Here is a 22,840-nt window from a genome sequence, read left to right on the forward strand (position 1 = left end):
CGGGGTATTGCTGGAGTCCTCCGGTGCGGCGGCCGCCAGCTGGAGTGATCAGCCCCGGGTGACGGCGAGGATCCGGAAGCCCTTGGCGGTCGCCGTGCGCCGGACCTCCCAGGGCCCCTCGGCGGCCTCAGGCAGCGCGGTGGCGAGCCAGGACTGCAGGGTGTCCGCACCCAGGTTCTTCTGCACCACCAGCCAGGCGGTGCCGCCGGAGGCCAGGCGCGGCAGCCACAGCAGCAGCAGCTCGTGCAGCGCCTGCTTGCCGATGCGGATCGGCGGGTTCGACCAGATCGTGTCGAACCGGCGGTCGTCGGGGACGTCCTGGGGGCGCAGAGCCTCCACGCCCGTCAGACCCAGGGCCGCCGCGTTGTCGCGGGTCAGACCCAGGGAACGGTCGTTGACGTCCACGGCCGTCACCCGTGCCCCCGGCTGTCCAGCCTGAGCCATGGCGATCGCCACCGGGCCCCAGCCGCAGCCCAGGTCCAGCAGCTCGGCGCCCGTCGGATCGGGGACCTCGTCGAGCAGGATCGCGGTGCCCTTGTCCAGGCCCTTGGGGGAGAACACCCCGCCGGCGGTCTCGACGGAGACCTCCCGGCCGCGCAGCTGCACCCGGATCCGCGAGCGGCGCTCCTCGTCCTGCGGAGTCGTGAAGTAGTGGGCGCCAGGGGTCTCGGACATGGGGACCATGGTAGGTCGCCGGGCGATGGGCTCGCGGCCCGGCCGCTCCCGACGGCGGCCCCGGATCCCCTGCACAGGCGCCGTCGCGGAACAAACCGCGTCCGTGCTGCGCTGTACCCTTGATCGAGCCTCTGCGGCCTCCTTCCCCGAGCCCGCACACGGCGTGTCAGACCACCCGAAAAGGATCCATGACCCACATCCCCGACAGCGGTGCCGAGCCCACCGGCACCACGCCCACCGATCAGCAGCTCGAGGACGTCGTCGCTCGGGTGCTCTCGCGCGCCCAGCAGCGCCGGGACCGGGACGACCGGTCCGCCCCCGACGATTCCGGCTCGGAGGCAGGGACCTCCCAGGAGGCTGCCGAGGGAGCTCCGGCAGGCGGCGGGCGCCGCGATGTCCTGAGCGGACGCGCCCGCGAGCTCGCGGACCGGAGCGTGCACACCGACTTCGACGGCGCCCAGATGGAGCTGTCCGAGCGGCAGTCGCTGCGCCGCGTGGCCAACCTGTCCACCGAGCTCGAGGACATCACCGAGGTCGAGTACCGCGAGCTGCGCCTGGAGAAGGTCGTGCTCGCCGGGCTGTGGACCACCGGCCCGGCCTCCGAGGCGGAGAACTCCCTGCGCGAGCTCGCGGCCCTGGCCGAGACCGCCGGCTCCGAGGTCCTCGACGGCATCATCCAGCGCCGCACGAACCCGGATCCGGCCACCTATCTGGGCTCGGGCAAGGCCCTGGAGCTCAAGGACATCGTGGCGGCCACGGGGGCGGACACCGTCGTCGTGGACGAGGAGCTGGCCCCGTCGCAGCGCCGCGCCCTGGAGGACGTCGTCAAGGTCAAGGTCATCGACCGGACCGGACTGATCCTTGACATCTTCGCCCAGCACGCCAAGTCCAAGGAGGGCAAGGCCCAGGTCGAGCTGGCCCAGCTCGAGTACATGCTCCCGCGCCTGCGCGGCTGGGGCGAGAGCCTCTCCCGCCAGGCGGGCGGTCGCGCCGCGGGCGGCGAGGGCATCGGCTCGCGCGGTCCCGGTGAGACCAAGATCGAGATGGACCGCCGCCGGATCCGCGCACGCATGGCCAAGCTGCGTCGCGAGATCGCCGCCATGAAGCCCTCGCGCGAGGCCAAGAGGCTGAACCGCCGTCGCAACTCGGTGCCCTCGGTCGCGATCGCCGGGTACACGAACGCGGGCAAGTCCTCGCTGCTCAACCGGCTCACGGATGCAGGAGTGCTCGTGGAGAACGCCCTGTTCGCCACTCTGGATCCCACGGTCCGCAAGGCCGAGACTCCGGACGGCATCGGCTACACGCTCTCGGACACGGTCGGCTTCGTGCGCTCGCTGCCCACGCAGCTCGTCGAGGCCTTCCGCTCGACCCTCGAGGAGGTCGCCGACTCGGATGTGATCGTCCACGTCGTGGACGCCTCGCACCCGGATCCCGAGGGGCAGATCCGCGCGGTCCACGAGGTCCTCGCGGATATCGACGCCCTCGACCTGCCGGAGATCATCGCGCTGAACAAGGCCGATGCGGCCGACCCGTTCGTGGTGCAGCGGATGCGCAACACCCACCGCGACGTCGTCGTCGTCTCGGCCCGCACGGGCGAGGGCATCGACGAGCTCAAGCAGCGCATCTCCGAGGCGATCCCGCGCCCCGATCACGTGCTGGACCTGCTGGTCCCGTTCACCGACGGCGACATCGTCTCGCGGCTGCACGGCTGGGACGCCGAGATCCTGCGCACCGAGTACCTGGGCGAGGGCACGCACCTGCTCGTGAAGGTGCGCGAGGACCTGGCCGGCGAGCTGCAGCGCTATGTGTGGCAGGACGCCCAGCAGTTCGGGCAGGGCGTGCCCGGCGACGGCACGGACGCCGCGGCCTCGGACGCAGCAGACGCCGGCTCCGCTGAGCAGGCCGCCTCCGGCGCCGAGGCGCGCTGAGCGTGGAGGGGGCCAGCACGGGATTCCGGGATGCCTCCGGACGCCCCGTCGTGGACGTCCGCCCGGAGTCGCTGCCCGGCGGAGCCGACGCGCTGCACCTTCTGGACACGGCCGTCGAGGCCCTGGGGGGTCAGCGCCGCGACGGCCAGCGCCTGATGGCGGGCAAGGTCGCCGAGGCCCTCGAGCTGAACCGCCACCTGCTGGTCCAGGCCGGCACGGGCACCGGCAAGTCGCTGGCCTACCTGACCCCGCTGGTCCAGCACGCGCGCACGGCCGAGCGCCCCGTGGTGGTCGCCACCGCCACGCTCGCGCTGCAGTCCCAGGTGGTCGGCCGAGACGTCCCCCGCCTGCTCGACGTCCTGTCGGAGGAGCTGCCGGAGGACCTCGAGGTCGCGCTGCTCAAGGGCCGCAGCAACTACGCCTGCCTGCACAAGATCGAGGGCGGCTATCCCGAGGACGAGGGCGGCGCCCTGTTCGCCATGCCCGACGACGGCCCGCATCCCCCGGCCGCATCGAGTTCCCGCGCCGGACGGCTCGGGCTGGAGGTCAAGCGCCTGCGCGAATGGGCGGAGGTCACCGATACCGGCGACCGGGACGACGTCACCCCGGGCGTCACCGACGCCGCCTGGCGGCAGGTCTCCGTCTCCGCGCGCGAGTGCCTGGGCCGCAGCTGCCCGCTCGTGGAGAGCTGCTTCGCCGAGCTCGCCAAGGCCCGGGCGGCCGAGGCCGACATCATCATCACCAATCACGCCCTGCTGGCGATCAACGCCTTCGAATCCATCCAGGTCCTGCCCGAGCACGACGTCGTGGTGGTCGACGAGGCCCACGAGTTGCGAGACCGGGTGACGGGAGCCGTCTCTGGAGCCATGTCCGCGGCCACGGTGCGCTCGGTGGCCGCCTCCGTGCGCAAGCACACCACCGCCAAGCACGAGGAGCTGGCCTCCGGGGCGGACGATCTCGAGAAGGCCCTCGAAGGCGTGCCGGCCGAGCTGCTGGCCAGGGGGCTGACCGAGCCGATGTCGGCGGCTGTCGCCCGCATCCGCGAGGCCGCACGCACCGCGCTGTCGGAGACCAAGCCAGAGTCCAAGGACGGCGGGCGCGACACCGACGGCGGCCGGCAGATGACGCGATCGCGGCTGAGCGAGACCCTCGAGCTCGCGGAGCGGCTGCTCGGCGCGCACGAGGCGCGCGAGGTGATGTGGCTGTCGCGCCAGGGCGGCTGGGAGCCCGGCCGCGGCTACGTCCCGGCCGATGACTCCGATCCGGCGACCCTCAGCATCGCGCCGCTGAACGTGGGCGGGCGCCTGCGCGAGGGCCTGTTCGAGGGCCGCACGGTCGTGCTGACCTCGGCTACCCTGACGGTGGGCGAGTCCTTCGACGCCGTGGCCGGCGATCTGGGACTCAAGGGCTCCGGCGCACCGAAGTGGGACGGCATCGACGTCGGCAGCCCCTTCGACTACCCGCGCCAGGGCATCCTCTACATGGCGAAGCACCTGGACAAGCCCGGGCGTCAGCTCTCCGACGGGATGCTGCAGGAGATCCAGGATCTGCTCGAAGCCTCCGGCGGGGGAGCCCTCGGGCTGTTCTCCTCGCGCCGAGCGGCGGAGGAGGCCGCGGAGGTGATGCGCGAGCGAACCGGCCTGTCGATCCTGTGCCAGGGCGAGTCCACGCTCAGCGCGCTCGTCTCCCAGTTCGCCGAGGAGCCGGACACGTCGCTGTTCGGGACCATGGGGCTGTGGCAGGGAGTCGACGTGCCCGGCGACTCCTGCCGTCTGGTGCTGATCGACCGCATCCCGTTCCCGCGACCGGATGATCCGCTGTCCACGGCGCGCACCCGCGCGGTCGCCGACAGCGGAGGCAACGGGTTCATGGCGATCTCGGCGACACACGCCGCTGTGCGCCTGGCCCAGGGAGCGGGTCGACTGATCCGCTCCACGAGCGATCGCGGCGTGGTGGCGGTGCTGGACTCGCGGATCGCCACGGCGCGCTACGGCGGGTTCCTGCGCGCCAGCCTGCCTCCGCTGTGGACGACGACCGACCGGAAGACCGTCCACTCGGCGCTGCAGCGGCTGCACGGCCAGGACTGAACCGGCCGGGGCAACCGCGCGCAATCCATACCTACTGCGTTTCGATCCATGTGACTCTGGATATCAGAAGAGTCCGCTCTATCGACGAAGAAGGAGCTCATCATGGCCGATGCGCGCAGCGGCGCGGACGCAGCGGGAAGATCTCGCGGGGACGGGGGGGGGAATCCGTCCCGGCTGCGGACGGCGGCGCGTCGACGGGCCAAGGCAGGGCAGGAGGCCCGCTCGGAGGAGCGCGCCACCGCCGAGCTGCGCTCCGAGAAGTCCCGCGGACCGCATTCCCGCAAGGCCCACCTGAGCATGCGCCCGGTGTGGCTGGGGCTGGCGATCATCGTGCTCGCCGTCGTCGTGCTGATGCCGACCCCGGACGGGCTGAGCGTCTCCGGCCAGCGGGCCCTGGGCATCCTGGCCTTCGCGGTGATCCTCTGGGTCACCGAGGCCGTGTCGTACCCCGTGAGCTCGGTGATGATCATCGGGATCATGGCCCTGCTGGTGGGGGCCTCGCCGGCACCTGACGGCTCGGGGGAGGCACTGGGGACCAGCGATGCCCTGGGCTACGCCCTCGCCGGCTTCGGCTCCTCGGCGGTGGCGCTCGTGGCGGCGGCGCTGGCGCTGGCTGCGGGCATGCAGGCCACCGGGCTGCACAAGCGCATCGCGCTCGTGGTGATGAAGTACGCGGGGGAGAAGACCAGCCGCATCCTCATCGGAGCGATCATCATCTCGATCGTCCTGGCCTTCTTCGTCCCGTCGGCGACCGCTCGGGCCGGGGCCGTGGTCCCGATCCTCATCGGCATGGTCGCGGCCTTCGGGCTGCCGACCGAGTCCCGGCTGGGCGCGCTCATGGTCATCACCGCGGCGCAGTCGATCTCGATCTGGAACATCGGCGTGCAGACCGCCGCAGCCCAGAACCTCGTGGCCGTCGGATTCATCCAGGAGTCCATGGGGGCCACGATTTCCTGGCCGCAGTGGTTCGCCGCCGGCGCTCCCTGGGCTGCGGTGATGTCCGTGGTGCTCTACTTCGTGATGCGGGCCACCATCAAGCCCGAGATCGACCGTCTGGAGGGCGGCCGCGAGATCGTCCAGAAGTCCCTGACGGAGCTCGGGCCCATGACCGGGGCGGAGAAGCGCCTGGCGGCTGTGGCCGTCATCCTGCTGGCCTTCTGGTCCACCCAGGGCTCGCTGCACGACATCGACGCCACCACCGTGACACTGTGCGCCATCGGCGTCATGCTGCTGCCGCGCATCGGGGTCTACTCCTGGAAGACCGTGGAGGAGCTCGTGAGCTGGGGGACGCTCGTGGTCTTCGCGGTCGGCATCTCGCTGGGATCCGTGCTGCTGGAGACCGGGGCGGCGGCATGGCTGTCGGCGGCCGTGTTCGACGGGCTCGGGATCACGGGTCTGCCGGTGCTCGCGGTCATCGCGATCGTCGGCGCGTTCACGATCCTGATCCACCTGGGATTCGCCTCGGCCACGTCCATGTCGAGCGCGCTGATCCCGGTGTTCATCGCCCTGGCCGTGTCGATCCCGGACCTGCCCGGCGAGGGCGTGGGCTTCGTGCTGATCATGCAGTTCCTGATCTGCTTCGGATTCCTGCTGCCGATCTCCGCCCCGCAGAACATGCTCGCCTACGGCACGGGCGCGTTCACCACGCAGCAGTTCCTGCGCACCGGCATCCCGCTGACGATCGCCGGCTATCTGCTCATCCTGCTGTTCTCGGCCACGTACTGGCAGTGGATCGGGCTGCTGTGACCGGCAGGGGATGAGCGACGAGCGGATGAGGACGGATCCGTCCTCAGCCGCTCGTCATGGCGGTGATCTGCGTGTTCAGAGGCTGCGCAGGACCGAGACGACCTTGCCCATCACCGTGGCGTGATCGCCCAGGATCGGCTCGTACTGCGAGTTCTGAGGAAGCAGCCAGGTGTGTCCGTCGCGCTGGCGGAAGGTCTTCACCGTGGCCTCGTCGTCCAGCAGGGCCGCCACGATCTCCCCGTTCTCGGCGGTGGCCTGAGCGCGCACCACGACCCAGTCGCCGTCGCAGATGGCGGCATCGATCATGGAGTCGCCGGAGACCCGCAGCATGAACAGCTCGCCGTGGCCGGTGAGCTGGCGCGGCAGGGCCATGCGGTCCTCGACCTGCTGCTCGGCGGTGATCGGGGTGCCGGCGGCGATCCTGCCGACGAGCGGCACGAACGAGACGTCCGCGGAGCCGATCGACGGCAGGTCGTCGTCCAGCTCCGGCGCCTCCGAAGCGGCCGGGGCCTCGGCGACGGCGGAGGCGGCCTCCGCCTCGGGATCGCCGAGCAGATGCAGGGGCACCAGGACCTCGAGGGCGCGCGGGCGCTTGGGGTCGCGGCGCAGGTAGCCCTGCCGCTCGAGCTGATTGAGCTGGTGGGTCACGCTCGACAGGGACTTCAGGCCCACCAGGTCGCCGATCTCGCGCATGGACGGGGGATAGCCGTGGGCGGCGACGGCGCGCTGGATGACCTCCAGGATCGTGCGCTGCCGCGGGGTCAGGCCCTTGCGCCGGGAGGACTCGGAGCCCGTCGCCCGGGCCGTGCCGCCTGAGCCGCGCTGCGTGCGACCGGTGCCGCTGGCTGCCATGTCCGTCCTCGTCTTCCGTCGATGGGCGCCTCCGGATCGCCGGGTGCGCTGCGTGCTGGGCCGCGGCGACGCGCTCGCGCCGCGCCGTGGCCGCCTTGTGCTGTCTGAGCGGTTGCGTTGACTCGTCCTCGAGGCCCCGCCAGGGCCTCCGACCTGCACAGTCCTCCCGCTGAGGCTACGTGAGCCGGACGTCACCTTCAAACATCTGTTCGATCGTGTCTCGACACGAGTCGTACACAGGTGCTAGAAATGGTCGTAAGCAGTTCGAACATGTATTCGAGAACCGGGATCGGGTCTCGAATCCGACACAGGTTCGAACACGGGAGCGGCCACCACCCGCACCACCCGCACCGTCTGTCACCGTCCGTCCCTCGGCAAGAAGGAGTGCATCCCATGTCCGTGATCAGCACCGCTGTCCTGTCGCACTCGTCCTCCACCGGCAGCATCCCCCTCGTCAGCGCCCTGCGCAGCGGGGGCCGCGCCTTCGCGCAGGAGCTCTCCTCCGCCGTGCCCGCCCTGCGCCGACGCCCCGCTGCGCGGCTCAAGGAGTCGGAGGGGCGCCGTCCGGCTCTGCGCGTCATTCCGGGCGGTCGCGCCGCTGCACCGCAGACTCGGACCCTGCCCGCCGTGAAGGAGCCGGAGGCCTCCGCACCGGCGCGATCCGCGTCCTCGCCCATGCGCCTGACCCGCCGCGGGCGGCTGCTGCTGATCGGCCTGCCGACCATGCTCGGCGTGCTGGCCGCGGCCGCACTGCTGGTCGTGCTGATCGCACCCTCCCACGTCACCGCCGGAACCGAGCCGGCTGAGGGCCCCGGGGTCGACTCCGTGACCGTCCAGCCCGGTCAGAGCCTCTGGGAGGTCGCTCAGCAGGCCGAGCCGCAGCGCGACACCCGGGACGTCGTCCTGCAGATCGTCGAGCTCAACGAGCTGGACTCCGCCCAGGTCTCCCCGGGCCAGCAGGTGCTGGTTCCCGCGGCCTGAGCCGGAGGACGGTGGGTTCGGCCGCCGTCGGATGCTGAAGGCCCCGTCCGCGCCTCGTAGACTGTCCTGGTGACTTCTCAGAGCGCGACACCCAGCACCGAGGGCGCCACGCGAGCCGAACGGCTCGCCTCGCTTCCCCTGCGCCACGACCTGCGCGGCAAGTCCCCCTACGGGGCGCCGCAGATCGACGTCCCCATCGCCCTGAACACCAACGAGAACACGCATCCGGTGCCGCAGGACGTCCAGGTCGCCATCGTCGCCGAGGTCTCGCGGGTCGTGGGAACCCTCAACCGCTACCCGGACCGCGAGTTCACGCAGCTGCGCCGCGAGCTGGCCGAATACCTGGGCCACGGCCTGGACCAGGACAACATCTGGGCCGCCAACGGCTCCAATGAGATCCTCCAGCAGCTCATGCAGGCCTTCGGCGGCCCCGGTCGTCGTGTGCTGGCCTTCGTGCCGTCCTACTCCATGTACCCGCTGCTCTCGGCCGGCACGAACACGGAGTTCATCCCGGGCGCGCGCGCCGAGGACTTCACGCTCAGCGCCGAATCGGCCGCCGCACAGGTCCGCGAGCACCGCCCGAGCATCGTGCTGCTGTGCTCGCCCAACAACCCCACGGGCACCGCGCTGGAGGACGACGTCGTCAATGCCGTCTACCGCGCCGGCGAGGAGTCGAACACCGTGGTGGTGGTCGATGAGGCCTATGCCGAGTTCTCCCGCTTCCCGGAGCGCACCGCGCTGCGCCTGCTCGAAGGCCGTCCGCGCCTGGTCGTCAGCCGCACCATGTCCAAGGCCTTCGCCCTGGCCGGTGCGCGGATCGGCTACTTCGCCGCCGCACCGGAGATCGCCGATGCCGTGCGTCTGGTGCGCCTGCCGTATCACCTCTCCGCGGTGACCCAGGCGACCGCTCTGGCGGCGCTGCGCCATCGCACGACTCTGCTCGCCGACGTCGCCGACATCCGCATGCAGCGCGACCGGATCGTCGATGACCTCAAGCGGATGGAGCTGGACCCGGCGGAATCGGACTCCAACTTCGTGTTCTTCGGCGGCGGCATCGACGCCCCGGCCCTGTGGCAGGACCTGCTGGATCGAGGCGTCCTGATCCGCGACGTCGGCATCCCCGGGCACCTGCGCGTCACCGCCGGCACCGAGGAGGAGACCACCGCGTTCCTCGACGGCGTCCGCGCGCACCTGGAGGACCGGTCCGCCGCTGCGAGGGACTCCGAGACAGAGCAGGACCCCGCGAACCGCTGAACCGCCCGCCGCTGACGCCCTCGCACGTCGGCCCGGCACAGAATCCCATCCCGCCGCAGGAGGCCCCATCATGAGCGATCAGCCCACCCCCGCAGCGAGCGACGGCGCACGCACCGCCTCGCTCGAGCGCGTGACGTCGGAATCCAGCATCCGCGTCGAGCTGAACCTGGACGGCACCGGCCAGCACTCCATCTCGACCAGCGTGCCGTTCTACGACCACATGCTCACGGCGCTGTCCAAGCACTCGCTGATCGACCTGACGGTCCAGGCCACCGGCGACACCCACATCGACGTCCACCACGTCGTGGAGGACACCGCGATCGTGATCGGCGAGTGCCTGCGCACCGCCCTCGGCGACAAGCGCGGGATCGCCCGCTTCGGCGAGGCCTCCGTGCCGCTGGACGAGGCGCTGGCCCACGCGGTCGTCGACGTCTCCGGGCGCCCGTACTGCGTGCACGTCGGCGAGCCCGAGGGCCAGCAGTACCACTTGATCGGCGGGCACTTCACCGGCTCCATGACCCAGCACGTCTTCGAGTCGCTGACTCATCACGCCGGGATCTGCCTGCACATGGAGCTGGTGCGCGGGCGGGATCCGCATCACATCGTCGAGGCCCAGTTCAAGGCACTGGCCCGTGCGCTGCGCGCCGCCGTCGAGCCGGACCCGCGCGTCACCGGCATCCCCTCGACCAAGGGCGCGCTGTGATCCGCCGCCCGGAGGACGCGGTCGACGACAAGGGCCGCACGATCCCCGCGCCGCACACGGTGGGGGAGCCGCTGCCGCAGGAGCCGGCCTCGTCGGCGCCGTCCGTGGTCGTGCTCGACTATGGTGCCGGCAACGTCCGCTCGGCCGTCCGTGCGCTCGAGGAGGCCGGTGCCCGCGTCCTGCTCACGAGCGATCCGGAGCTGGTCTCCGGCGCCGATGGCCTGCTGGTTCCCGGAGTGGGCGCCTACGAGGCGGTGGCCGAGGGCCTGCGCAAGATCGGCGCGGTGCGTCTGATCGAGCGCCGGCTCATGGGCGGGCGCCCGGTCCTGGGCATCTGCGTCGGGCTGCAGGTCCTGTTCGAGCGCGGCGTGGAGCACGGCACGGAGACCGAGGGCCTGGGCCAGTGGCCGGGCACGGTCGAGCGCCTGGACGCCCCGATCGTCCCGCACATGGGCTGGAACACGGTCGAGCCGCCCGAGTCCAGCGTGCTCTTCCGCGGCATCGAGCGGGAGCGCTTCTACTTCGTGCACTCCTTCGGCGTGCTGAAGTGGGAGTTCGAGCAGAACAGCGAGCACATGCTCCCGCCGCAGGTCACCTGGTCGCGCCACGGAAGCCCCTTCATCGCCGCCGTGGAGAACGGGGCACTGTCCGCCACGCAGTTCCACCCGGAGAAGTCGGGCCAAGCGGGACTCCAGCTGCTGCGCAACTGGCTCGAGACGCTGCCGCGCACGGGCCGACTGGACGCGGCCCTCGCCGCGCGGGACGCGCAGGCCGCTGGTCAGGAGAAGAGCGACGCATGAGCTGGGCCGTCATCGTCATGGCGCTGGGAGCCTTCATGGCCGGAGGCACCTACTCGTTCCACAAGCAGGGCTTCCCGCGCTACACCGTCGTGATCATGGGGGTCATCGCCGCCGCCCTGATCATCTACGGCGCCTTCGCCTGGTACACAGGCAGCCGCGGCTGAGCGCCGCCCCCCCCCCCCCCGAGACATCCGCATTCGATCGAGGAGAGCAATGACCGAGAACACGAACCACGCCGAGCAGACCGGCCCGCGCCTCGAGCTGCTGCCCGCGGTGGACGTCCGCGACGGCCAGGCCGTGCGCCTCGTCCAGGGGGAGTCCGGCTCCGAGACCGGCTACGGCGATCCGCTGGAGGCCGCGCAGGCCTGGCAGGACGCCGGGGCCGAGTGGCTGCACCTGGTCGATCTGGATGCCGCATTCGGCACCGGGGACAACATCGACGTCCTCACGACCGTGGCCCGGTCGCTGTCGCTGAAGATCGAGATGTCCGGAGGCATCCGCGACGACGCCTCCCTCGAGCGCGCGCTGTCGCTCGAGCCGGCCCGGATCAATCTGGGCACTGCCGCGCTCGAGGATCCCGAGTGGACCCGACGGGTCATCGCCGAGCACGGAGACGTCATCGCCGTGGGCCTGGACGTGCGCGGCACCACGCTGGCCGCCCGCGGCTGGACCCAGGAGGGCGGGGACCTGTGGGAGGTGCTCGAGCGCCTCGAGGCCGACGGCTGCTCCCGCTACGTCGTCACCGACGTCACCAAGGACGGCACGCTGAAGGGCCCGAATGTCGAGCTGCTGCAGCAGGTCGCGCAGCGCACGGGCAAGCCCGTCGTGGCCTCCGGCGGCATCGCTTCGCTCGAGGACATCGCCGCGCTGCGCCGCCTGGTCAGCTCGGGTGTGGAGGGCGCGATCATGGGCAAGGCCCTCTATGCCGGGCGCTTCACGCTCGAGCAGGCCCTGGATGTCGCGGGACGCCCGGAGGTCTGAGCCCGTGATCAGTGCTCGGCCGAACGACGACCCTCAGACTCCGCGAGGGCCCGCGCGCGAGCTTCCCTCGCACATCCAGGCGCAGCTGCGCTCGGCAGGCGGGCAGACCGACACCGGGGGACAGCCGTGGCAGGGCCGCGACCTGGAGCACGGTCACGGTCATCTCTTCCCGGGCGACAGCGGCGCAGTCGACGCCGCGCTGGAGTCGGCCCTGGCGGCGCGCTCGCGGGGAGAAGCCGATGAGGCGGAGGTCGTCGCCGCGCTCGCAGCCGCCCGGGTCTTCGTGCCGGTGGTCGCCGAGGTCTCCGCCAGCACCGTCACCGACGAGGGGCTGGTGGCCGACAAGGAAGCGGACATGGCGCTGGTGCGGCTGTCCTCTCGCAGCGGTCGCAGTGTTCAGCCGGTCTTCGGCTCGGACGTCGAGGTCACGCAGTGGCACCGCCAGGCGCGGCCGGTGGCCGCCGATGCGCGGCGGGCTGCTCTGGCTGCCGTCCAGGACGGCGCCCAGATGCTCGTGCTGAATCCCGGCTCGGAAGCGCCCTTCGTGGTGCGCCGCCCGGCGCTGTGGGCGATCGCCCAGGGGATCGAGTGGACGCCGAGCTACGACTCGCCGGAGGTCTCCCGGGCGGTGCTCGATGCCGCCCTGGGACTGCCCGGTGTGGCCGGGGCCCACGTGCGGCGGGGCCGCGGCGCGGACACCCCGCTCGACGGCGGAGCATCGCTGCCCGGCGGGGGCGAGGGCCCGGAGCTGACCGCCGTGCTCGAGCTGCTGCCGGGACTGGACCAGGGGCAGCTCGACGGCCTGGTCCGGACCTTCCAGGACAGGCTCGCCCGGCACACCGTGGTGGCCGAGGAGGTCGACAGCCTCGAGGTGGCGCTGGAGGCGCTCGAGATCTGAGGAAGCCGGCGGGTCAGCTCAGGAGAAGACGGGGCCCGTGAACTTCTCGCCGGGGCCCTGACCGGGCTTGTCCGGGTAGGTCGACGCCTCGCGGAAGGCCAGCTGCAGCGTGCGCAGGCCGTCGCGCAGCGGGCCCGCGTGCTGCGAGCCGATCTCCGGCGCTGCGGCGGTGACGAAGCCGGCCAGCGCCGTGATCAGCTTGCGGGCCTCGTCGAGGTCCTTGAGCGCCTCGGCATCCGGGCCCTCGGCCAGGCCGCACTTCACGGCGGCGGCGGACATGAGGTGCACCGCAGACGTCGTGATGACCTCGATCGCGGGGACCTCGGCGATGTCGCGGACCTGCTGGGTGACGGCGTCCAGGGCCTCCTGGCTCAGCGGGCTGCCCTCGTGCGGCGCCTGGGCATGGTCGTGATCGGCATGCTCGGGCTGCGCGGAATCCTGGGCGGGCTGCTGCGCTGCGGCCCGGGCGTCGTCGTCCGAGGCGCCGTCGAAGCGGAAGGTGCTCTGAGAAGTCATGGCCCCAGCCTAGGTGCTGCGGGCGATCACGTCGGCGACGCTTGCTCAGCCGGCCCGGGCCCCTGCCCCTGCCCGCACGAGCCCCGTCCGAGCGGTTCCGCCATCGACTGGCCGGATCGTCACTGTTTCCGCGCTGAACCGGTGACGACTCGGCCACTGGATCGAGGTGGGGTGAGCAATCGGCCCCTCACGGGACGCCCGCATCCTCGAGCCGCCTCGTGATGCTCCATGCCCGGGCGAGGAGCCCTGTGGTCCCGGTCGCGAGTGGTCTGGCAGTGCGCGCCGTCCCGATGAGTGGCTTCGTGGCGATCCCCGTCCGATCGCGTGGTCTCGCGGTGCGTCCATTCCGACGACTGGCTTGACGGTGGTCCTGTCCCGACGAGCGGGCTTGGGATGTACATGGACCCGTCGAGGGGCCTCGTGGTGTTCCCGTCCCCATCGGGGGGCCTCGTGGTGTGCTCGTCGGCCTCCGTGCGCACGCTGCGAGGCCACTCGAGTCGCCCACGATCTCAGACGCACTTCAGCGGGCCACTCGATGGGCTCGGCTGGATCGACGTCACGCTTCCGAGGCCGTCGAGGCGGACCTCGGGGCAGCGTGGAGGCTGCGGTGTCGGCTCGCTGTTGCAGCAGCACCGGTCATGCGGCCGGGGTGTGCGCCGAGGCAGGGTCGGTGTACGCATCGGCGTCCTGGGCGATCCGTCGATTCCTCGGCACCGGATGTCGCGCGTGGCCGGATCCTGCCCGCCGCAGCGTCATCCTGTCCCGGGGAGAAGCTTTCGTGTATGATGTTCGGCAGTGTGCAAGCGGAGGTGACTCCCACCCGCGCTGACCGCGATCTCAGGATCGACAGGGTCTCCGGGTCAAGACGACGCAGCAGCGTCCGCGCCGTGCCAGCAGAGATGCTGACGGCGTCCCCGTTCGTGCGGGGGATCGGTGGTTGCCGATCCGGATGCCTCGGCCTCCGCTTGCCCTGGGCAGCGGAGGCTTTTTCGTTGCCATCCGCACCAGGGCGCGGAGCTCGAGCACAGTTCGGGGGCCGTCGCCGCAGATCGCCGGATCAGACCGGCACGACTATCTCAGGAGCAGAGCATCAGCGATCCACGCATCAATGAGAAGATTCGCGTCCCCGAGGTCCGCCTTGTCGGGCCGGCGGGCGAGCAGGTCGGCATCGTCCGCGTCGAGGACGCCATGCGACTGGCCCGTGAATCCGATTTGGATCTGGTTGAGGTCGCCCCCACCGCCAAGCCGCCCGTCGCCAAGCTGATGGACTTCGGCAAGTACAAGTATGAGGCGGCGGTGAAGGCGCGCGAGTCGCGCAAGAACCAGTCGAACACGAGCCTCAAGGAGGTTCGGTTCCGCCTGAAGATCGATGACCACGACTACGAGACCAAGGTCGGGCACGCCAAGCGCTTCCTGACCGAGGGCGACAAGGTCAAGGCCATGATCCAGTTCCGCGGCCGCGAGCAGTCGCGTCCGGAGATGGGCGTGCGCCTGCTCGGCAAGCTGGCCGAGGACCTGGAGGAGTTCGGCCAGGTCGAGTCCAGCCCGCGCCAGGACGGCCGCAACATGGTCATGGTCCTCGGTCCGCTGAAGACCAAGTCCGAGGCCAAGTCGGCTGCCCGCCGCGCCAAGGAGGCGGAGTCCGATCAGGAGAGCCGTCTTCCCTCGAAGGTGAAGTCCTCCCGTCGCGATCGCGAGCGCGATGCTCGTGAGTCCGGCGCCCCGGCCACCGGCGATGCCGAGAACCCGCTGCCCGTGGGCGGCAGCTCGATCGGGGAGTCGATCCCCGAGGAGCTGCGCGCGCTGGCTTCGGCCAAGTTCGAGGTGCCCGAGGGCGCCCCGCCGCTGAAGGTCTCCGAGGATCAGCCGCCCGTCGTGCTGCCCAAGGAAGACAAGCGCGAGCCCCGCGGCGGCGGTCGCGGTCGCCAGGGCGGGCCCCGCTCGAACGATCGCGGCGGCTCGGATCGCGGATCCGATCGCGGCGGCCGTCCCTCCGGCGGCTCGGGTCGGCCCTCGTCGGGCCGCCCGGACTCCGGTGGCGCCTCGCGCCCCAGCGGCGGTCGTCCGTCCTCGTCGGGTCCGCGCACCGGCTCGGATTCGTCCAGGCCCCCGCGCTCGACCTCCGGGACCCCGCGTCCGGCCTCGAGCTCGCAGGGCTCCGGGCAGGGCGGTTCGCCCCGTCCGGCCGGCGGCCCGGGCCGACCCTCGGCACCGCGCCCGTCGGGCGCCCCGACCCCCGGATCGACGCCCAGGCCCGCACCCAAGCCGGGCGGCGGACCCAAGCCCGGTGGAGCGCCCAAGCCGGGCGGACCCAAGCCGGGGCAGTGACCCCGCTGCCCTGACATGAAAGCTTCGACCCGGTCCCGCTGGACGGGACCGGGTCGGTGACCGCGGAGTCGTCGGATCACCCAGCCGATGACCCAGACCAGGCCGCCCCAGAGGCGGCGCACCGCGACAGCGGTGAGACCGACAGCAAGGAGACGGCCCACCATGCCGAAGATGAAGACCCACTCGGGTGCCAAGAAGCGCTTCAAGATCACGGGTTCGGGCAAGGTCAAGCGCCAGCAGGCCAACCGCCGCCACTACCTCGAGCACAAGTCCTCGCGCCTGACCCGCCGCCTCGCCGGCGACAAGATCGTGGCCCCGGGCGATGCCAAGGTCGTGAAGAAGATGCTCGGCCGCTGAGCCGAAGCACCTCGCAGAACATCCGCTGACGGTCTCGCCGCAGCACCCCTGAACACCGAGCGACCCCCGGCCAGGACCGGGACGAGTCGCTCCCGCACCGAAGGAGCACACACGTGGCACGTGTGAAGAGGGCGCTCAACGCCCACAAGAAGCGTCGTACGACCCTGGAGATGGCCTCCGGCTACCGCGGACAGCGCTCGCGCCTGTACCGCAAGGCCAAGGAGCAGGTCCTCCACTCGTACACCTACAACTACGATCACCGCCGCACCCGCAAGGGCGACTTCCGCCGGCTGTGGATCCAGCGCATCAACGCCGCCGCTCGCGCTCAGGGCCTGACCTACAACCGCTTCATCCAGGGCCTGAAGGCCGCTGAGGTCGAGGTCGACCGCCGCATGCTGGCCGAGCTGGCCGTCAACGACGCCCCCGCGTTCAACGCGCTCGTCGAGATCGCCAAGAAGAACCTGCCCGCGGACACTTCCGCTCCGCGCTCCGACGCGGCCTGATCCCGCTTCGAGCGTGAGCATCGCGCAGCGCCTCGCCGACTCCGCGCTGATCAATCCCGGTTCCGACCGGGTGCGATCGGTCGCGGGACTGGCGAGGCGCTCTGCGCGTTCCAGGGCCGGTCGATTCCTCGCCGAGGGCCCGCAGTGCGTCCGCGAGGCCCTGCGCGCGCACCTGGGGGAGTTCGACGCCCTCGTGCCTGCACCTCGGGACGGGGTGATCGACGCCCTCTACATCACCGAGCGCGCGCTGCAGCGCCACCCGGACATCGATCAGCTCGTCAAGCGCGTGCTCCAGGCCGAGGGCTCCCCGCGGGTCTTCGTGCGCATGGTCTCCGACGAGGTCCTTGCGGCCATGTCGGATGCCGAGCACCCGCAGGGCGTGCTGGCGGTGTGCCGGATCCCCGAGCTGACCTGGGCGCAGGTCGCCGAGCGCCGGCCCCGCCTGGTGGCGGTCATGTGCCGCGTGCAGGACCCCGGCAATGCCGGGACCGTGCTGCGCGCCGCTGATGCTGCCGGCGCCGATGCCGTGGTGCTCACCGCCGGATCGGTGGACCTGCACAACCCCAAGGTGGTGCGCTCGACCGCCGGCTCCCTGTTCCATCTGCCCGTGCTCACCGGCCTGGATCCGGCCGAGCTGGTCGGCCGCCCCGTGAGCGATGCCGCAGGCGGTGAGCTGCAGGTGCTGGCCGCGGACGGCTACGGCGCCCTGGATCTGGATGAGCTGCAGGATGCTTCGGCAGCTGGCCGGGAGGCGGCTGTCGAGCTGGCGCGCCCCACGGCATGGCTCTTCGGCAATGAGGCGCAGGGGCTGTCCGAGCAGGAGAAGGCCCTGGCCTCCCACCGCGTGGCGGTGCCGCTGCACGGGGCCGCCGAGTCGCTCAACGTGGGGACGGCGGCCACCCTGTGCCTCTACGCCTCCGCCCGCGCTCAGCGCCGCACCGCCGAGGGCGCCGCATGAGCCTGCGGCACGACGACGAGCGCACGTTCCGCACCCAGGTCGTGGCCGCCGCGCTGCTGGACGACCCGCACCGGCCCCAGCGGCTGATCGCGGCCCAGCGTGCCTATCCGGAGTCCCTGCGCGGGCTGTGGGAGCTGCCCGGAGGCAAGCAGGAGCCGGGGGAGACGGTCCAGGAGGCGCTGCACCGGGAGTGCCGGGAGGAGCTGGGTGTGCGGATCCGCCTGCTCGAGGAGGTCCCCGGACCCCATCGGCAGGGATGGCCGCTCAGCGAGTCGGCCGCCATGCGCGTGTGGACGGCCGTCGTCGTCGGAGCCGCGGAGCAGCAGGAAGCGGACGCCGACGCCCTGGGCACGGGCCGTCAGCCCGAGGGCGCGGATCATCTCGAGCTGCGCTGGGTGCGCATCGGCCCGGAGCCGATCGAGGGCCTCCAGGAGGCCGAGGCCCTGCCGTGGATCCCCGCGGACCTGCCGATCCTGGACGGCATCCGACGTCACCTGGCCGGCTGAGCAGGCGGCCGGCGACCCATGCGAGTCGCCCACAGGCACTGTGCCGGGGCCGGACGAGGGCCTTGCGGGGACTAGACTTGGACCGCCCGCGTTCTGGCGCCGGGCCGATGAACCGAACCCGAGAGCGAAGGCACCTGTCGCACATGTCTGAGAGCACACCGGAGGGCGGGCCTCAGCAGGCGCCCTCTGCCGCCGCCCAGGCCGAGACCCCGACCGGTCAGGCCGAGACCCCGACCGTCGCGGAGTTCGATCCCACGGATGAGCAGGCCGTCGGCCGCGCCGTGGAGGAGGCCCTGGACGCTGTCCAGGCCGCCGCGGATCTCGACGAGCTCAAGGCGGTGCGCCTGGCCCACGCCGGCGATCGCTCGCCGCTGGCCCTGGCCAACCGGCGCATCGGCTCGCTCGAAAAGTCCCAGAAGGCCGCCGCGGGCAAGCTCATGGGCCAGGCCCGCGGCCGGGTGAACAAGGCGCTGTCGGTGCGCACCGGGGTGCTGGAAGCCGAGCGCGCCGAGCGCATCCTGGTCGAGGAGTCCGTGGACGTCACCGCCGCGAGCAGCCGTCGCCGGCTGGGCGGGCGCCACCCCATCAGCGCCATGATGGAGACCGCGCAGGACATCTTCGTGGGCATGGGCTGGGAGGTCGCCGAGGGCCCCGAGGTCGAGTCCGAGTGGTTCAACTTCGACTCCCTGAACTTCAAGCCGGACCACCCCGCCCGCGAGCTGCAGGACACGTTCTTCGTGGACCCGCCCGAGGCCCACCTGGTCCTGCGCACCCACACCTCCCCGGTCCAGATGCGCACCCTGCTGAGCCGTGAGCTGCCGGTGTACGTTGTGGCCCCGGGGCGGGTCTTCCGCACCGACGAGCTCGATGCGACCCACACGCCCGTGTTCCACCAGGTAGAGGGCCTCGCCGTCGACAAGGGCCTGACCATGGCCGATCTCAAGGGCACGCTCGAGCACTTCGCGCGCCAGATCTTCGGCCCCGATGCCCGGATCCGGCTGCGGCCCAACTACTTCCCGTTCACCGAGCCCTCCGCCGAGATGGACGTGTGGCACCCGCAGGCCCAGGGCGGTCCGCGCTGGATCGAGTGGGGCGGCTGCGGCATGGTCCACCCCAACGTCCTGCGCGCAGCCGGCGTGGACCCCGAGGTCTACTCGGGCTTCGCCTTCGGCATGGGCATCGAGCGCACGCTGATGTTCCGCAACGGGGTCCCCGACATGCACGACATGGTCGAGGGCGATATCCGATTCAGCCAGCACTTCGGAATGGAGGTCTGAGATGCGGGTTCCGCTGTCCTGGCTGCGCGAGTTCGCGCCGCTGCCCGAGGAAGCCACCGCCGAGCAGCTGCTGGAGACCATGGTCTCCGTCGGCTTCGAGGAGGAGGAGGTCATCCGCCCCGGCGATAAGCTCACCGGGCCCATCGTCGTGGGGCAGGTCCTGTCCCGCGAGCCCGAGGAGCACTCCAACGGCAAGACGGTGAACTGGTGCTCCGTGCGCGTGGTCCCGGAGGGCCAGCAGCAGACCCTGACCGGCGAGGGCATCGAGCCCTCCGGCGTGCAGGGCATCGTCTGCGGCGCGCACAACTTCGAGGTCGGCGACAAGGTCGTGGTGACCCTGCCCGGTGCCGTGCTGCCCGGCGACTTCCGGATCAGCCCGCGCAAGACCTACGGCCACACCTCGGCGGGGATGATCGCCTCGGCGCGCGAGCTGGGCATCGGCGAGGACCACGACGGCATCCTGGTGCTCGGCGATCTCGGCCTGGACCCCGAGCTGGGCACGGACGTGCGCGAGGTGCTGCAGCTCGACGAGTCCGCCGCCGACATCAACGTCACCCCGGACCGCGGCTACGCCCTGTCCATGCGTGGTGTGGCCCGCGAGTACTGCCACGCCGTCGGCGCTGCGTTCGAGGACCCGGCGCTCGCCCTGTCCGAGGCTGCACCCGCGCCGACGGAAGACGCGTTCCCCGTCGTGCTGGCCGACGAGGCGCCGATCCGCGGCGAGCAGGGCTGCACGCGCTTCGCGACCCGCGTGGTGCGCGGCATCGACCCGTCCCGGCCCACTCCGGTGTGGATGTCGACCCGTCTGCGCCTGGCGGGCATGCGCTCGATCAGCCTGCCCGTGGACATCTCGAACTACGTGATGCTCGAGCTCGGCCAGCCGCTGCACTTCTACGACCTGTCTCGGGTCGCCGAGCAGATCACCGTGCGCCGCGCCCGTCAGGGCGAGCAGCTGACCACGCTGGACGGCAAGCAGCGCGCGCTGGATCCCGAGGACCTGCTGATCACCGACGCCACCGGCCCCATCGGGCTGGCCGGGACCATGGGCGGCGAGTTCGCCGAGGTCGGCGATTCCACGACCGACGTCCTGGTCGAGGCTGCGCACTTCGATCCCGTGTCGGTCGCGCGCACCGCGCGCCGCCACCGCCTGTCCTCCGAGGCCTCCCGGCGCTTCGAGCGCGGCGTGGACCCGCAGCTGCAGGCCGCCGCCGCCGAGCGCGCCGTCCAGCTGCTCGTCGAGCTCGCCGGCGGCACCGCCGGACCCGAGGTCGGCGACGTCCGCGTCGAGGAGGCGGAGGCGCCCGTCACCATCCGCCTGGACGCGGACTATCCCGCCCGGCGCGTGGGCGTGGACTACTCCGCAGAGCGCGTGGAGTCCCTGCTCACCGAGATCGGCTGCACGCTCGAGACGCTGAGCCCGGCCGTCGAGGTCGAGGAGGAGCCCAGCGCCGCCGGGCAGGACGGCTGGCTGGTCACGCCCCCGTCGTGGCGGCCCGATCTGCGCGAGCCCGAGGACCTGGCGGAGGAGATCGCGCGCCTGGACGGCTACGACAAGATCCCGTCGCGGCTTCCCGTCGCGCCTCCGGGACGGGGTCTGAGCGCCGAGCAGGCCGGTCGCCGGCGCGTGCTGAGCGCCCTGGCCGCCGCCGGCCTGACCGAGGTGCTCGCCTACCCGTTCACCACGCCGGCCGACAACCAGCTGTGGGCCTCGCCCGAGCCCGGGACCGAGGTCGACTCGGTGCGCCTGGCCAATCCCATCGCCGAGTCCCGCGGCGTGCTGCGCGCTTCGCTGCTCCCCGGCCTGCTGGAGATCCTGCATCGTAACCGATCGCGCGGGTTCCGCGATCTGCAGCTCTTCGAGTCGGGACTCGTCTTCCGCCCCGGTGCCCAGCTGGGCACCGGATCCATCCCTCCGGTCGGTCAGCGCCCGTCCGAGCAGGTCCTGGCGGATCTGCGAAGCGGGATCCCGGAGCAGCCCCTGCACATCGCAGCCGTCTTCGCCGGCGACGATGCCCCGGCGGCCCCGGGGTCCGACCCGCGAGCGCTGGGCTGGCGGGACGCCCTCGAGATCGCGCGTCTGGTCGGCGACGTCCTGGGCGTGCGCCTGAGCGTGGAGCAGGGCCGCCATCAGGCCTTCCACCCTGGGCGCACGGCGGTGCTGCGCCTTCCCTCCGGGGACCTCGTGGGCACAGCCGGCGAGCTGCACCCGCAGCTGGTCGCTCAGCAGGGCCTGCCCGAGCGCACGAGCGCCATGGAGCTGGAGCTGTCGGCGATCCTGGCCGCCCGCGACGGCGCGATCGCCGCCGAGCCGTTGAGCGTCCAGACCCCGGCCACGCAGGACGTCGCGCTCGTGGTGGACGCCGCGCTGCCGGCTGCCGAGCTGATGGCCACGATCCGGGAGGGCGCGGGCGAGCTCGTCGAGGACGTCCGCGTCTTCGACGTCTACCAGGGCGAGCACATCGAGACCGGGAAGAAGTCGGTGGCCCTGGCCATGCGGTTCCGGGCGCCCGACCGCACGCTGACCGCCGAAGAGGCCTCCGAGGCTCGCACGGCGGCCGTCGAACTCGCAGCGTCGAGACACGGCGCCGGCCTGCGCGGCTGAGCAGCTCGGGAGACCATCCAGCAACCGATGACCACCCTTCGCCAGGCCCCCGCCGGCGGGGGAGGAGAAGCACATGAGCACTGAGAACACCCCCGGGCCCTCCGCCGGGGAAGCCGAAGGCAGCCGCCGGCTGCAGGAGAACGGCCGTCGCGGCGACGGCGCGTCCACGGCGTTCCGCGACGCCTTCTCCCTGCGCGGGGGCACGGACGGCGACCCCGAAGGAGATCCGCTCGAGGATCTCGGTGCGGGCGAGCGCGAGGAGGCCGTCGAGGCCCGTGCCACCTGGCTGCCCGTGATCGCAGTCGTGCTGGGCATCATCTTGGCGCTGGTGCTGGCGATCGCCTCCTACTCGGCGTTCCAGCGCGCGGGGCAGCTGCAGGGCTGGGCCAATTCGACCTACGCGGTGACCGGCACCTACACCGACATGACGCACGATCTGCACTCGGAGTCCTTCAACCCCAAGTACGCGATCACGCTGCCGGACGACGAGGAGATCTCGGCTCAGCGCTTCGACAACGGCCTGCAGGACCTCTACACCCCGGAGCCTGGGGAGGCCGTCGAGGTCCGCGGCGAGGGCCGCGGCGCCTCCGTGGACGACTTCGACCAGGAGGTCGACGTCCTGCTCGGCGTGCAGGACGGGGAGCTTCAGGTCCTGTCCACCGCGGAAGCAGGCTCGCTCGGCGGCGGCGTCACGGATCAGACCGTGTCCGCCCAGAAGACCCGGGGCGGACTGTTGGCTGCGGCCTCGGTGCTGGTGCTGGGTCTGGGCATCGCCGGCGGGGTCATCCTGCGGCGGCGCAGCCTGCGCTGAATCAGGGTCTGCGCCTTTCGAACATGAAGCTGCGGGGCCGCACCCACGACAGATGTCGGGTGCGGCCCCGCAGTCGC

At 71.8% G+C, this 22,840-nt stretch carries 21 protein-coding genes; 18 read left to right on the plus strand and 3 right to left on the minus strand.

Annotated elements, in window-relative coordinates:
* Positions 1 to 48: 48 nt before the first annotated feature.
* Positions 49 to 684, minus strand: a complete 636-nt coding sequence (locus QSJ40_RS10555; RefSeq protein ID WP_006214508.1) for a class I SAM-dependent methyltransferase — start codon at positions 682 to 684, stop codon at positions 49 to 51.
* A gap of 179 nt (positions 685 to 863) precedes the next feature.
* Between QSJ40_RS10555 and hflX the strand changes: the two genes are divergently transcribed.
* From hflX to QSJ40_RS10570, 3 genes are all read left to right on the plus strand, one after another.
* Entirely contained in the window at positions 864 to 2,603 is a 1,740-nt protein-coding gene (gene hflX / locus QSJ40_RS10560; RefSeq protein WP_024290175.1) for a GTPase HflX, read from the plus strand.
* Between the two features lie 2 nt (positions 2,604 to 2,605).
* Entirely contained in the window at positions 2,606 to 4,690 is a 2,085-nt protein-coding gene (locus QSJ40_RS10565) for an ATP-dependent DNA helicase (RefSeq protein ID WP_280614868.1), read from the plus strand.
* A 102-nt stretch (positions 4,691 to 4,792) separates the two neighbouring features.
* The gene (locus QSJ40_RS10570) at positions 4,793 to 6,436 is read left to right on the plus strand and encodes a DASS family sodium-coupled anion symporter (protein WP_285730803.1); all 1,644 of its coding nucleotides are present in this window, start codon (positions 4,793 to 4,795) and stop codon (positions 6,434 to 6,436) included.
* Positions 6,437 to 6,511: 75 nt separating this feature from the next.
* On the opposite strand, the gene lexA is transcribed toward QSJ40_RS10570, so the two are convergent.
* Positions 6,512 to 7,288 carry a transcriptional repressor LexA gene (gene lexA, locus QSJ40_RS10575; RefSeq protein WP_235586845.1) on the minus strand — a complete coding sequence of 259 codons (777 nt, stop codon included), beginning with the start codon at positions 7,286 to 7,288 and terminating at the stop codon, positions 6,512 to 6,514.
* Between the two features lie 393 nt (positions 7,289 to 7,681).
* Between lexA and QSJ40_RS10580 the strand changes: the two genes are divergently transcribed.
* The 7 genes from QSJ40_RS10580 (at position 7,682) to QSJ40_RS10610 (ending at position 12,905) form a co-directional block, all read left to right on the plus strand.
* Positions 7,682 to 8,269: a LysM peptidoglycan-binding domain-containing protein gene (locus QSJ40_RS10580; RefSeq protein WP_006214513.1), complete on the plus strand. Its 588-nt coding sequence runs from the start codon at positions 7,682 to 7,684 to the stop codon at positions 8,267 to 8,269.
* 69 nt (positions 8,270 to 8,338) lie between these two features.
* Entirely contained in the window at positions 8,339 to 9,523 is a 1,185-nt protein-coding gene (locus QSJ40_RS10585) for a histidinol-phosphate transaminase (protein WP_285730807.1), read from the plus strand.
* A gap of 70 nt (positions 9,524 to 9,593) precedes the next feature.
* The gene (hisB, locus tag QSJ40_RS10590) at positions 9,594 to 10,226 is read left to right on the plus strand and encodes an imidazoleglycerol-phosphate dehydratase HisB (RefSeq protein ID WP_285730808.1); all 633 of its coding nucleotides are present in this window, start codon (positions 9,594 to 9,596) and stop codon (positions 10,224 to 10,226) included.
* Positions 10,227 to 10,267: 41 nt separating this feature from the next.
* A complete protein-coding gene (hisH, locus tag QSJ40_RS10595) occupies positions 10,268 to 11,026 on the plus strand; it encodes an imidazole glycerol phosphate synthase subunit HisH (protein ID WP_285730862.1) in 759 nt (252 codons plus the stop codon).
* Complete coding sequence (locus tag QSJ40_RS10600) at positions 11,023 to 11,190, plus strand: CG2302 family histidine operon protein (RefSeq protein ID WP_137803089.1); 168 nt, start codon at positions 11,023 to 11,025, stop codon at positions 11,188 to 11,190. Before hisH ends, QSJ40_RS10600 begins: the two co-directional genes overlap by 4 nt.
* Positions 11,191 to 11,239: 49 nt before the next feature.
* Positions 11,240 to 12,007: a bifunctional 1-(5-phosphoribosyl)-5-((5-phosphoribosylamino)methylideneamino)imidazole-4-carboxamide isomerase/phosphoribosylanthranilate isomerase PriA gene (gene priA, locus QSJ40_RS10605; protein WP_285730811.1), complete on the plus strand. Its 768-nt coding sequence runs from the start codon at positions 11,240 to 11,242 to the stop codon at positions 12,005 to 12,007.
* A gap of 4 nt (positions 12,008 to 12,011) precedes the next feature.
* Positions 12,012 to 12,905 (plus strand): SseB family protein, encoded by an 894-nt coding sequence (locus tag QSJ40_RS10610; protein ID WP_285730813.1) that lies wholly within the window; start codon positions 12,012 to 12,014, stop codon positions 12,903 to 12,905.
* An 18-nt stretch (positions 12,906 to 12,923) separates the two neighbouring features.
* Here QSJ40_RS10610 and QSJ40_RS10615 read toward each other — a convergent pair whose 3' ends face one another.
* Complete coding sequence (locus QSJ40_RS10615; RefSeq protein WP_006214520.1) at positions 12,924 to 13,421, minus strand: DUF1844 domain-containing protein; 498 nt, start codon at positions 13,419 to 13,421, stop codon at positions 12,924 to 12,926.
* Positions 13,422 to 14,354: 933 nt separating this feature from the next.
* On the opposite strand from QSJ40_RS10615, the gene infC reads away from it, so the two are divergent.
* The 8 genes from infC (at position 14,355) to QSJ40_RS10655 (ending at position 22,763) form a co-directional block, all read left to right on the plus strand.
* Positions 14,355 to 15,749 carry a translation initiation factor IF-3 gene (gene infC, locus QSJ40_RS10620; RefSeq protein ID WP_502875253.1) on the plus strand — a complete coding sequence of 465 codons (1,395 nt, stop codon included), beginning with the start codon at positions 14,355 to 14,357 and terminating at the stop codon, positions 15,747 to 15,749.
* A gap of 162 nt (positions 15,750 to 15,911) precedes the next feature.
* Complete coding sequence (gene rpmI, locus QSJ40_RS10625; protein WP_006214522.1) at positions 15,912 to 16,106, plus strand: 50S ribosomal protein L35; 195 nt, start codon at positions 15,912 to 15,914, stop codon at positions 16,104 to 16,106.
* 113 nt (positions 16,107 to 16,219) lie between these two features.
* Entirely contained in the window at positions 16,220 to 16,609 is a 390-nt protein-coding gene (rplT, locus tag QSJ40_RS10630) for a 50S ribosomal protein L20 (RefSeq protein WP_006214523.1), read from the plus strand.
* 13 nt (positions 16,610 to 16,622) lie between these two features.
* The gene (locus QSJ40_RS10635) at positions 16,623 to 17,567 is read left to right on the plus strand and encodes a TrmH family RNA methyltransferase (protein ID WP_285730816.1); all 945 of its coding nucleotides are present in this window, start codon (positions 16,623 to 16,625) and stop codon (positions 17,565 to 17,567) included.
* Positions 17,564 to 18,073 carry an NUDIX domain-containing protein gene (locus QSJ40_RS10640; RefSeq protein ID WP_271404642.1) on the plus strand — a complete coding sequence of 170 codons (510 nt, stop codon included), beginning with the start codon at positions 17,564 to 17,566 and terminating at the stop codon, positions 18,071 to 18,073. The genes QSJ40_RS10635 and QSJ40_RS10640 overlap by 4 nt, the downstream gene beginning before the upstream one ends.
* A gap of 143 nt (positions 18,074 to 18,216) precedes the next feature.
* A complete protein-coding gene (gene pheS, locus QSJ40_RS10645) occupies positions 18,217 to 19,350 on the plus strand; it encodes a phenylalanine--tRNA ligase subunit alpha (RefSeq protein WP_285730820.1) in 1,134 nt (377 codons plus the stop codon).
* 1 nt (position 19,351) lies between these two features.
* Entirely contained in the window at positions 19,352 to 21,952 is a 2,601-nt protein-coding gene (gene pheT, locus QSJ40_RS10650; RefSeq protein WP_285730822.1) for a phenylalanine--tRNA ligase subunit beta, read from the plus strand.
* A gap of 73 nt (positions 21,953 to 22,025) precedes the next feature.
* Positions 22,026 to 22,763 carry a hypothetical protein gene (locus tag QSJ40_RS10655; protein ID WP_285730824.1) on the plus strand — a complete coding sequence of 246 codons (738 nt, stop codon included), beginning with the start codon at positions 22,026 to 22,028 and terminating at the stop codon, positions 22,761 to 22,763.
* Positions 22,764 to 22,840: the final 77 nt, after the last annotated feature.

The sequence above is a fragment of the Kocuria sp. NBRC 114282 genome, from assembly GCF_030268385.1.
GTDB classification, from domain to species: Bacteria; Actinomycetota; Actinomycetes; order Actinomycetales; family Micrococcaceae; genus Kocuria; species Kocuria palustris.

Bases quoted from the DNA above. Each gene is read 5' to 3' on its own strand.
- QSJ40_RS10555 (WP_006214508.1), bottom strand. From the start codon at position 684: ATGGTCCCCATGTCCGAGACCCCTGGCGCCCACTACTTCACGACTCCG.
- hflX (WP_024290175.1), top strand. From the start codon at position 864: ATGACCCACATCCCCGACAGCGGTGCCGAGCCCACCGGCACCACGCCC.
- QSJ40_RS10570 (WP_285730803.1), top strand. From the start codon at position 4,793: ATGGCCGATGCGCGCAGCGGCGCGGACGCAGCGGGAAGATCTCGCGGG.
- lexA (WP_235586845.1), bottom strand. From the start codon at position 7,288: ATGGCAGCCAGCGGCACCGGTCGCACGCAGCGCGGCTCAGGCGGCACG.
- QSJ40_RS10580 (WP_006214513.1), top strand. From the start codon at position 7,682: ATGTCCGTGATCAGCACCGCTGTCCTGTCGCACTCGTCCTCCACCGGC.
- hisB (WP_285730808.1), top strand. From the start codon at position 9,594: ATGAGCGATCAGCCCACCCCCGCAGCGAGCGACGGCGCACGCACCGCC.
- QSJ40_RS10600 (WP_137803089.1), top strand. From the start codon at position 11,023: ATGAGCTGGGCCGTCATCGTCATGGCGCTGGGAGCCTTCATGGCCGGA.
- priA (WP_285730811.1), top strand. From the start codon at position 11,240: ATGACCGAGAACACGAACCACGCCGAGCAGACCGGCCCGCGCCTCGAG.
- QSJ40_RS10615 (WP_006214520.1), bottom strand. From the start codon at position 13,421: ATGACTTCTCAGAGCACCTTCCGCTTCGACGGCGCCTCGGACGACGAC.
- rpmI (WP_006214522.1), top strand. From the start codon at position 15,912: ATGCCGAAGATGAAGACCCACTCGGGTGCCAAGAAGCGCTTCAAGATC.
- QSJ40_RS10640 (WP_271404642.1), top strand. From the start codon at position 17,564: ATGAGCCTGCGGCACGACGACGAGCGCACGTTCCGCACCCAGGTCGTG.
- pheS (WP_285730820.1), top strand. From the start codon at position 18,217: ATGTCTGAGAGCACACCGGAGGGCGGGCCTCAGCAGGCGCCCTCTGCC.
- pheT (WP_285730822.1), top strand. From the start codon at position 19,352: ATGCGGGTTCCGCTGTCCTGGCTGCGCGAGTTCGCGCCGCTGCCCGAG.
- QSJ40_RS10655 (WP_285730824.1), top strand. From the start codon at position 22,026: ATGAGCACTGAGAACACCCCCGGGCCCTCCGCCGGGGAAGCCGAAGGC.